Origin of the sequence: Vibrio sp. Vb0304 (genome assembly GCF_033338995.1) — a bacterium.
In the GTDB taxonomy this organism is placed as follows: domain Bacteria; phylum Pseudomonadota; class Gammaproteobacteria; order Enterobacterales; family Vibrionaceae; genus Vibrio; species Vibrio alginolyticus.
This window is the reverse complement of sequence record NZ_JAWOTT010000043.1, coordinates 1-9377: the sequence shown is the minus strand read 5'-3', so window position 1 is coordinate 9377 and position 9377 is coordinate 1. Positions and strand designations below refer to the sequence as shown.

The window sequence follows — 9377 nt, the reverse complement described above, 5'->3', positions numbered from 1 at the left end:
GAGCAGCACCGTTACGGCGAGATCAGCAAACGTATGTCTGAGCTGAGCTCTAAATTCTCTAACAATGTGCTGGATGCCACCATGGGTTGGACCAAGCACATCACAGACGAGAAAGACCTAGCAGGTATGCCAGAATCGGCGCTGGCAGCAGCGAAAGCTGCCGCAGAAGCAAAAGAGTTAGATGGTTACCTCATTACGCTAGATATCCCATCTTACCTACCTGTCATGACGTACTGCGATAACCAAGAGTTGCGTAAAGAAGTGTACGAAGCGTACGTGACGCGCGCTTCTGATCGAGGTCCAAACGCAGGCAAATGGGATAACTCAGAAATCATTACTGAGCAGCTAAAACTGCGCCATGAAATTTCACGTATGCTAGGTTTCAATACTTACAGTGAAAAGTCGTTAGCAACAAAGATGGCTGAAACGCCGGATCAAGTGCTGGGCTTCCTGAATGACCTAGCGACACGTGCGAAACCGCAAGGTGAACGTGAAGTCGAAGAGTTACGTCAGTTTGCGAAAAGTGAGTTTGGTGTTGAAGAGCTGAACGTTTGGGATATCGCTTACTACAGCGAGAAACAAAAGCAGCACCTGTTCCAAATTTCGGATGAAGAACTGCGCCCATACTTCCCAGAGTCAAAAGTCGTGAGCGGTCTGTTTGAAGTGCTAAACCGCGTGTTTGGTATGATAGTAAAAGAGCGCGAAGGCGTAGACACTTGGCATGAGTCCGTGCGCTTTTTCGATATCTTTGATGCTGAAGGCACACTCCGTGGCAGTTTCTACCTAGATCTCTACGCTCGTGAACACAAACGTGGCGGCGCGTGGATGGATGATTGTCGTGGTCGTCGCGTTACGCTATCTGGCGAGCTGCAAACGCCGGTTGCGTATCTAACGTGTAACTTCAACCGTCCAGTGGGCGACAAACCAGCACTGTTCACGCACGATGAAGTCGTGACGCTATTCCATGAATTTGGTCATGGAATCCACCACATGTTGACGCAAGTTGATACAGGTGCTGTTTCAGGTATTAATGGCGTGCCTTGGGATGCGGTTGAGCTACCAAGTCAGTTCCTAGAAAACTGGTGTTGGGAAGAGGACGCTCTGGCGTTCATTTCTGGTCACTATGAGACAGGTGAGCCGCTACCGAAAGCGATGCTAGACAAAATGCTCGCAGCGAAAAACTTCCAATCTGCGATGGGTATTTTGCGTCAGCTAGAATTCGGCTTGTTCGATTTCACGCTTCACACTGAATATGACCCAGAAGTGGGTGCGCGTGTACTGGAAACTCTGGCGAAAGTGAAAGAGAAAGTCGCGGTAGTTCCTGCGGTTGAGTGGGCGCGTTTCTCACACAGCTTCGGCCATATTTTTGCTGGTGGCTACAGTGCGGGTTACTACAGCTACCTATGGGCTGAAGTGCTGTCGTCAGACGCGTATTCTCGCTTTGAAGAAGAAGGCATCTTCAACAAAGAGACGGGTCTAAGCTTCCTGAACAACATCCTAGAAATGGGAGGCAGTGAAGAGCCAATGGAGCTGTTTAAGCGCTTCCGTGGCCGCGAGCCACAAATCGATGCACTGTTGCGCCATTCGGGTATTGCGGCGTAAATTGAGCAAAAAACATCAAGGCCAACCGAACGGTTGGCCTTTTTTGTACATTTTTTATAAAAAATTTTACGGATTTACGTTGCGGTTGATCGGGTTCTGCAACGATATCAATGTCTCCGTGGACTGAACCTCATCAATGGCTTGCAGCTTGTCGATCAGTACAAATTGCAGCTCTTCAATCGATTTGCACATCAATTTGACGAATATGTTATACGCGCCCGTGGTGTAGTAAGCTTCAACGACTTCGTCGAGCGCGTTGAGTTTTTCTAACGCGGAGTGGTAATCACGAGCTGCATTGAGGTTAATACCAATAAAGCAGCACACATCGTAGCCAAGCTTTTTAGTATTGATGATCACCTCCGTTCCTTCGATGATGTCCGCCGACTTCATCTTCTCGATACGCACATGGATAGTGGCAGGGCTGACATCGAACTGCTTTGCCATTTCTGCGTAGGGCGTTCTGGCGTCAGCCATCAGTGTTTTTAATATTGCGCGGTCAAGGTCGTCGAGTTTCGGCAGGCTCGCATTCATACTATGATTTCCGTTAGGGATAGAGTTTTACCTCCCTTTTATACTCATAGCGGATAGGATTCACAAGGTTTGGCAGGAGTAACTGCGGGTTAACTCCGAGCTATGGAGATAATGTGCAGCGTTTTCTGGTTATTGCCGCGCTATGTTGGAGCGCGTTTGCTACGGCCTCAGATCCGAAGGTGTTGGTCGTGCACTCCTATCATCAGGGTTTTTTCTGGACGGACTCCATACAGCGAGGCATCGAGCAACAGCTGGGCGATCGAGCGCTGGACATGCGTGTGCTCTATCTAGACTCGAAACGTAACCAGAGTGAGCAGTTTTTTGCGCAACTAAAATCCTTGTATCTTACGAAATTACGCAAAGAGCGATTCGATGCCATTTTAGTGAGCGATAACAATGCACTTGAACTCATGCAGCGTTTAGCCCCAATCATCAAAGACACCCCAGTTATATTTAACGGCATTAATAACTACCATCCTTCTTTACATCGTTCTCTGAATGCAACCGGAGTCATGGAAGATGTCGATTTGGAAGCGAATCTCGCTCTTATTGAGCGCTTACATCCGAACTACACACAAGTTCTCATCGTCAGTGACCACTCGGTGACCGGTGAGGTGTTGCGTTATCAAATCGACAATTTTGTCCTCAAGTTCCCGCAATATCGAGACAAAATCGTACAAGTTGTCCCAGACAGTATCATCGATCTAAAACAACAAGTCGCAAAACTGAGTTCCGATAAAGTCGTCTTGTTCTGGACCTATTACCGAGATAAACAAGGTATGGTTGGCAGCGAGCGTGACTGGGTTGGTGTCAACAAAGTCTCAAACGCGCCGCTGTTTATGGTGCATGACATTGGTTTGGGTCATGGCGCAGTTGGAGGGGTTATTCAAAGTGGTTATCGGCATGGTATTGAGAGTGCAGAGATGCTTGAATTCGTTTTGGATAACCCTGATCAGCCTCTGCCTGAGGTGAAAAAAAGTGATTCTGAAATAAAGCTCGATTACCAAGCGGTAGCGCGTTGGGGATTGGGGGCTGAACAAGAGGTTTCTGCGGTATTTTTTAATAAGCCAATGAAGCTTTCTGAACGTTTTGCCAAGGAAATTCGCCTGTTTGGTAGCCTGTTGGTGGTGATGTCGGTGGTCATTTTGCTGATGGGTTATTATTTACAGCGGATGCGTCGAAGTGAGAGCGCTGTGCGAGAAAGCCAGGCTATTCTAGAATCGATTTTCGATCAGAGCATGCAGTATATGGGCATTTTGGATGCCAACGGTGTGCTTAAATCGGGCAACGATCACCTTCAATCCTTACTTTATCACCAAGGACTGCGTTTAGACCGACCACTTTGGTTTCATCCCAACTGGAGTGAGAAAGCCCAAGCGCTGCTAGAGGAGTATTTCCATGCGCCTCACCATCAAGTGTCGACGTTTGAAGCTGAAATTTGGAGTAAAGAACACGGCGCCTTGGTATTAGAAGTTTCGCTCAAGCCTTTTTCTCAGCAAGTAGGGAATCATAAGCAATACTTGTTTGAAGCGCGCGATATTACCAGTCGTAAATTGATGGAGGACAAGCTCTACCAACGTGAGTCAACCCTACGCAACTATTATGAGCAGCAGCCCGTGATGATGGTGACGCTTGATAGTAATAACCGAATTCAAGAAGTGAATCGATTTGCTCAACTACTTCTTGGCTACAAACCGATGGACATGCTCGGACATCGCCTGAGGGAGTTCTATTTTGATGACAAAGTGCTGTTCCCTCGCCAAGTGTTATTGCAACCCAACCAGCAAGTGCATGGTGTTTGGCGACGTGAAGTCGAGTATCGTCATGCAAATGGTCATCGTGTTTGGGTGCGCGAGAATATTCGTCCGCTGAGTGAATCTGAGCAACTGCTGATTGTGGGCGAAGATATTACCGAAACCAAACTGCTCTCCGAGAAATTGGAATACCAAGCTCGCTATGACTTACTGACGGGGACTTACAACAGAAACCATTTTGAACTAGAGCTTAAGACCGCACTGTGCGAAGTGGACAGCCATCGTCGAGTCCACGCCATGTTGTACCTCGACTTAGATCAACTAAAAGTCCTCAATGATACGGTTGGGCATGATGCAGGTGATGCGGCGATTCAATTCTGCGCCAGTATGCTGGAAGGCGTTCTGCCGTACAATTCCATCTTGGCTCGAATGGGAGGCGATGAGTTTGCGGTGTTACTCAAAGACTGTGACGAATATGGCGCCATCAATATTGCCAAACTGATCATCTCGACACTAAGCGAACACCTCTTTATTTGGGAAGACACACGCCTGTTCATCAGTTGCTCAATTGGTATCCGTATCATCGATCATACCGCTGATACGCCACAAATGGTGCACGCTCAAGCAGACTCTGCTTGTCACGCCGCTAAAGAGCAAGGCCGTAACCGCTATAATCTATTCAGCTTAGATAACGAAGAGTTGCAGCGTCGTCAGATGGAAATGCAGAGCGTCAATTTGGTGCATGAGGCATTGTCGAATCAACGTTTAGAACTGTTTGCTCAACCGATAAAAAGCTTACAAAAGCACGAGACTCAAATGTATTTTGAGATTTTGGTGCGTATTCGCAATGGGTACGGTGATTATGTTTCTCCTGCGCTGTTTATCCCTGCTTCCGAGCGCTACAACATTGCCCATTGGATTGATAAGCAGGTTATTACTCAAACACTAGAGTGGTTTGAACAGCGTCCTGAGGTGGTTGAACAGCTTGGTCGCTGTTCGATAAACCTTTCAGGTCAATCTATGGGGAATCAAGAGTTTATTGACTTCTTATTGGAGCGATTGGAAAGTTCGACTCTGCCGTGTGAAAAAATCTGCTTAGAAATCACCGAGACAGCGGCGATGAGCAATCTGGATCAAGCCATTGAGTTGTTTACCAAGCTAAAGTCTTTGGGTTGCATGATTGCATTGGATGATTTCGGATCTGGATTGTCTTCATTTGGTTACTTAAAGAAACTTCCTGTCGATATCGTGAAAATTGATGGTCTTTTCGTGCAAGATATCAACGTAAATGAAATGGACCGCGTGATGGTTCGTTCAATCAATGACTTGGCGAAGCAACTAGGCAAAGTGACGGTGGCGGAGTTTGTCGAAAATGACCAGGTCATGCAGCATTTGATAGACCTCGGTGTGGACTACGGCCAAGGCTACGGTATTGGCCATCCTAAGCCGCTTTCTGAGCTAGTGGAGCAACTGACGGCTGTATAACCTCTGCGTAGCAAGCTCAACCTAGCATTAATAGGTAACTTAGGTATACACTCAGCGCCAGTTACCTCGATTTTTATTGGAGCCTCCTTTTGCAACTGCAATTGATCTGTGAAAACCCGTCTCAACAATCTCATCTTGATGAACTCGCTGCGCGTTGGCAGCTTTCACACACTGACGATAGCGATTTTGCTTTGGTGCTAACCACCGAGCGTTTGGAGCTACGTAAAGTGGATGAGCCAAAGCTGGGTGCAATCTTTGTGGATTTGATTGGTGGTGCGGTCGGTCATCGTCGCAAGTTCGGTGGTGGTAAAGGCCAGGCAATTGCGAAAGCTGCGGGGTTGAACAAAGGGGCAACGCCAACCGTGTTAGACGGCACGGCAGGTCTTGGTCGTGATGCGTTTGTGCTCGCCTCGCTAGGTTGTAAAGTGCAGATGGTCGAGCGTCATCCAGTCGTAGCGGCTTTGTTAGATGATGGCTTGGATCGAGCGAAACAAGACCCAGAAATCGGCACCTGGGTATCTGAGCGCATGTCGCTAATCCATGCTTCTAGCCATGATGCGCTGGAACAATTGGCGCAAGATAAAGACTTTGTCCAGCCAGATGTGGTGTATCTTGACCCGATGTATCCGCACCCAGAAAATAAAAAGAAGTCGGCGCTCGTGAAAAAAGAAATGCGCGTTTTCCAATCGTTGGTTGGCGCTGATTTGGACGCCGATGGCCTACTAGGACCAGCCATGGCGTTAGCCACAAAGCGTGTAGTAGTTAAGCGCCCGGACTACGCGAATTGGCTGAACGAGCAAAAGCCAAGCATGGCGATTGAAACCAAAAAGAATCGTTTCGACGTCTACGTCAAAGCCTCGATGGCATAACCTCCTGACTCGCAAAAACTTCTCGTCACAGCATTGAACCAAGTGCTGTGACGCTGCCATTCTTTCCTGAACACTATTGATAGTTTTCACTTGCTAATTCGACACTCTGACTGTATATCTAACTAAGAATTATTATTATTTCACTTGTTGTGATGCTGTCGATAATTGGGAAGCTGGAGTAGTCGAATGTCTAAACGCTTATGTAAGATGAACCGCAAACAAATTGCGGCCAACTTGGGTGACATTCACCGTTTGGTCGTCGCACCTAAGTTCGTTTGTCGCTCTTGTGCACGCTCTTCCGCTTCTAAAGACTCATTGTGTAAGCCTGCCGCAATTCCTCCACAAAAATGCCAAGACAAGCCGTTAAACGAGCAACAAGCATGCGGTTTGTTAGCTGAAGCGCTGCCTGCGCAATCCATTTCCGTCACGTCAAAACACAGCGCAGAAAAGGCGGCGATCGTGAAACGTGTGGTCGAGCGAGTGAAAGAGAAGAAACAAGCCGCGAAAGTGGTGACACCAGTGTCGATGGCGGCTCCTGCACTGTTTGATTTGGCCGATAAAAAATCGCTCAAGAAAGCGAAAAAAGCACTGAAAAAGCACTATAAGCAGCAAAAGAAGTTGCTAAAAGTGGCGAAAAAACAACAAAAGTTACTTAAGCGTCAGCGTAAACTGGAAGCGCGTAATGCGAAACTAGAAGTGTTGCTGCCAACGCCACCTAATGCTTTGATGAACGCAATCTCACAAGCCAAAGTGCATTAATCAAATAAAAAAACGCTCTCCAGTCGGAGAGCGTTTTTTATTGTCGAAATGTTTATAGGATTAGCTGCGTTACTTATTGGCGTAGCTCATCTCTACGCGCTTTTTCACCCAGGTTTCGTTAATCCATAGGGATAGCATGATGATCGCACCGCCAATGGCGAGTCGCATGACATCAACATCGCGGTTCCAAATCACAATGTTTACAATCAAGCCCGCCGGAACCAATGCATTGTTCATTACTGCCAGTGCACCTGCGTTCACCATAGTCGCGCCTTTGTTCCAAGCAAAGTAACCAAAACCAGAAGCAATCAACCCAAGGTATGTCAGAATGCCCCATTGTGTTGCAGTGGTAGGTAGTTTGTCGAGGTTACCCATGAGCGCGAAAGCCACGGTTGCTACACAAAGTGCACCTAAGTAGAAGTAGCCAAACACGGTGTGTTGTGGCAAATCGACGGGTTCACTCTCCATGATATATTTGTAGCCCACCTGACCGATGGCAAAGCAGAGGTTTGCTCCTTGTACGACCAAAAAGCCCAGTAGGAAATCTTCATTAATGCCTGCAAATTTAATCCAGGCAGCACCAAATACGGCTATTGCAGCGGTAACTAAGTACCAAGGTGAAAAGCGACCTTTCAAGAAGTCATAGATTAGCGTGACGTAAATGGGTGTGAATACGGTGAACAGCAATACTTCTGGCACGGAAAGGAGCAAAAAAGATTGGTAGTAGAAGCAATACATCAAGCCGAGCTGGAAGCCACCGACGGTCATCAGTTTCGCGATCAGGGGTTTGCTAACGCCACGGAATTTCAAAAAGGGAATGAAAACCAGGCTCGCCAGTGCCACGCGCATGAACACCGAGAACCAAGAATCAACCTGACCGGCGAGGTAAACGCCGATCAGGCTAAATGAGAATGCCCAAAGTAGGGTAACTGCGGATAGATAAGCCATGGATGAGAATCTTTATCAACAACAAATGTGCCCGCAGTCTAACCAAGTTTTATCGCTGCGCCAATCAGTCTTTTAGCGGTACGACCAGCATATCGACTGGTGAGCAGTTAATCAGCTGTCGAGTCGAAGATAGAATCTTGCTCCAGAAATCTTGGTGATGACCACAAACCACCAAATCAATACTGTAATCTTGAATGGTATCGCACAGCTCATTACTCAAATCGCCACTACCGACTAAAGTATGGGCAATTGGGTATTGCGCATATTCAGCGAAGTTTGCCAATTGTGTGCGCGATGCTTCCATTGCTTGATGTTGCGCTTCTGCCATATTGATATCGATAAGCCCGGTGTAGAGTTCTGCGTAGTTCACGTCGATGTGAATAAAAGAGACTTTCGCATCCAGAGGTTTAGCCAGTGATACGGCTTTCTTAATCAACACTTTACTGTCGTCTGAAAGGTCGACTGCCACAAGTATGTGTTTGTAACTCATATTGCTATCTCCTTGTAAGGTCATAGTTTTAGATTAGCACCAACCCCAAAAAAAATTTGCTGAAGTGATCTCATATCGGTGCCGTAGGTACAAAGTCTTGTCTCAGTAATCATGTTATAGTGGCGTTATACCCAAGTGACTTTGATATGCTGAAATAAGCGTAGTGTTACTGACTAGAGTTGAAGTGAAACTTCGCCGTGTCTGCCAGACCAAGCTATTCTCGCAGCGTCATTTATTTCGAGGTTACTTGGGTATATTGCATGCACAATAATAGGAGTTAACATGCTGTCTCAAACTATGGTCGAACAATTGAATGAGCAAATTAACCTAGAATTTTTCTCATCCAATCTATACTTACAAATGAGTGCTTGGTGTGAAGACAAAGGTTTTGAAGGTGCGGCTGAATTTTTACGCGCTCACGCCGTAGAAGAAATGGAGCACATGCAACGCCTATTCACTTACGTGAGTGAAACTGGCTCAATGCCAATCTTAGGCGCTATTGATGCGCCAAAGCATGACTTTGCGAGCCTAGGTGACGTTTTCCGCGAGACATTTGAACATGAGCAAATGATCACGGAAAAAATCAACAAACTGGCGCACGTTGCATTTACTAGCCAAGACTACTCAACGTTTAACTTCCTACAGTGGTACGTGTCAGAACAGCACGAAGAAGAGAAGTTGTTTAAAGGGATTTTAGATAAGATCGAACTGGTAGGTGAAGACGGTAAAGCGTTGTTCTTCATTGACAAAGATCTAGCACAAATGGCGAAAGAAGGTTCATCTTCAATCATGGATGCTCCAGCTGCGTAAACGCGTTTTGGGACGTTGTAAGTAGCGGGTAAAGACGAAGTGTTGATCGTCTTTTTCTCTTGAGCATTGTTGAAGATGTAGGGAGGAAAAGATGATCAGTGGAGACACAATCTTATTTGCGCTAATGGT

8 protein-coding genes are annotated in these 9377 nt (G+C 46.7%); 5 read left to right on the top strand and 3 right to left on the bottom strand.

All coding sequences use genetic code 11. From position 1 onward, the window contains the following. Window positions 1-1602 (top strand): oligopeptidase A (gene prlC / locus R7P35_RS23365; protein ID WP_318092712.1); only part of this gene is annotated, 1602 nt, incomplete at its 5' end. A 66-nt stretch (window positions 1603-1668) separates the two neighbouring features. Here prlC and asnC read toward each other — a convergent pair. After that, complete coding sequence (gene asnC / locus R7P35_RS23360) at window positions 1669-2133, bottom strand: transcriptional regulator AsnC (RefSeq protein WP_005389595.1); 465 nt, start codon at window positions 2131-2133, stop codon at window positions 1669-1671. A gap of 113 nt (window positions 2134-2246) precedes the next feature. Here asnC and R7P35_RS23355 point away from each other — a divergent pair, with 113 nt between their 5' ends. From R7P35_RS23355 to R7P35_RS23345, 3 genes are all read left to right on the top strand, one after another. Further along, window positions 2247-5372 carry an EAL domain-containing protein gene (locus R7P35_RS23355; protein WP_042522576.1) on the top strand — a complete coding sequence of 1042 codons (3126 nt, stop codon included), beginning with the start codon at window positions 2247-2249 and terminating at the stop codon, window positions 5370-5372. A gap of 89 nt (window positions 5373-5461) precedes the next feature. Next, on the top strand, window positions 5462-6241 hold the full coding sequence (locus R7P35_RS23350) for a class I SAM-dependent methyltransferase (protein WP_017635032.1): 780 nt from the start codon (window positions 5462-5464) through the stop codon (window positions 6239-6241). A 186-nt stretch (window positions 6242-6427) separates the two neighbouring features. After that, a complete protein-coding gene (locus R7P35_RS23345; protein ID WP_017635031.1) occupies window positions 6428-7000 on the top strand; it encodes a hypothetical protein in 573 nt (190 codons plus the stop codon). A 69-nt stretch (window positions 7001-7069) separates the two neighbouring features. On the opposite strand, the gene R7P35_RS23340 is transcribed toward R7P35_RS23345, so the two are convergent. Together R7P35_RS23340 and uspA are read right to left on the bottom strand one after the other, a co-directional pair. Beyond that, window positions 7070-7948, bottom strand: a complete 879-nt coding sequence (locus R7P35_RS23340; protein WP_017635030.1) for a carboxylate/amino acid/amine transporter — start codon at window positions 7946-7948, stop codon at window positions 7070-7072. A gap of 64 nt (window positions 7949-8012) precedes the next feature. Then, window positions 8013-8438, bottom strand: a complete 426-nt coding sequence (gene uspA / locus R7P35_RS23335; RefSeq protein ID WP_005379165.1) for a universal stress protein UspA — start codon at window positions 8436-8438, stop codon at window positions 8013-8015. 282 nt (window positions 8439-8720) lie between these two features. On the opposite strand from uspA, the gene ftnA reads away from it, so the two are divergent. Continuing rightward, entirely contained in the window at window positions 8721-9248 is a 528-nt protein-coding gene (ftnA, locus tag R7P35_RS23330; protein WP_005379167.1) for a non-heme ferritin, read from the top strand. Window positions 9249-9377 lie beyond the last annotated feature (129 nt).